This is a genomic window from Niveispirillum sp., assembly GCF_052437035.1.
Classification (GTDB): domain Bacteria; phylum Pseudomonadota; class Alphaproteobacteria; order Azospirillales; family Azospirillaceae; genus Niveispirillum.
The window spans coordinates 1-508 of the sequence record NZ_JBQVOH010000073.1 but is presented as its reverse complement, the minus strand read 5'-3'; the positions used below and the strand labels follow the sequence as shown (position 1 = coordinate 508).

Below are 508 nucleotides of genomic sequence, written 5' to 3'. Positions count from 1 at the left end.
GGCTGGCAAGGGAAGGGTGATGGGGGCGAGGGCGGCAAGCGCCAGGGCAAGGGTACGCATGAGCCGCACGATAGCGCGGCGTTTGCGCCCGGCAAGATGGCGCACGCGAATTGTTCCGCCGCATCTGGCCAAGCTGCCAGTGCGCGCCCATATCGCGCGCATGCCCGAGAAACGCTACACCAAGTCGAACCTGCCCGAAAAGATCTGCGCGGCGTGCGGGCGACCTTTTACGTGGCGCAAGAAATGGGAGCGCGACTGGGACAATGTGAAGACCTGTTCGGAGCGCTGCAAGGGCGACTTGAGGCGCAAGAACCGTCCGGCCTGAGCGTCAGCCCTGCGCGGCGATCTGCCGTGCGATCGCGACCGTCTGCCGCGCCTGCTCGAGGTGCAGCAGTTCGACCATCCGGCCATCGACCCTTATCGCGCCCTTGCCCGCATTCTCGGGCAAAGCGAACGCCGCAATCACCGCCTGCGCGCGCGCCAGTTCGTCTGCGCTCGGCGAGAACAC

Annotated in this window: 1 protein-coding gene and 1 pseudogene; one reads left to right on the top strand and one right to left on the bottom strand. The window is 66.5% G+C overall.

Annotated features, from left to right (window positions below; genetic code table 11):
• Positions 1-325: DUF2256 domain-containing protein (locus tag ACT6Q8_RS25745; RefSeq protein ID WP_444739514.1), on the top strand; the 325-nt coding region annotated here is incomplete at its 5' end.
• A 3-nt stretch (positions 326-328) separates the two neighbouring features.
• Here the strand turns inward: ACT6Q8_RS25745 and ACT6Q8_RS25740 are convergent.
• A pseudogene (locus ACT6Q8_RS25740) lies at positions 329-508 on the bottom strand (CoA ester lyase); the annotation flags it as partial.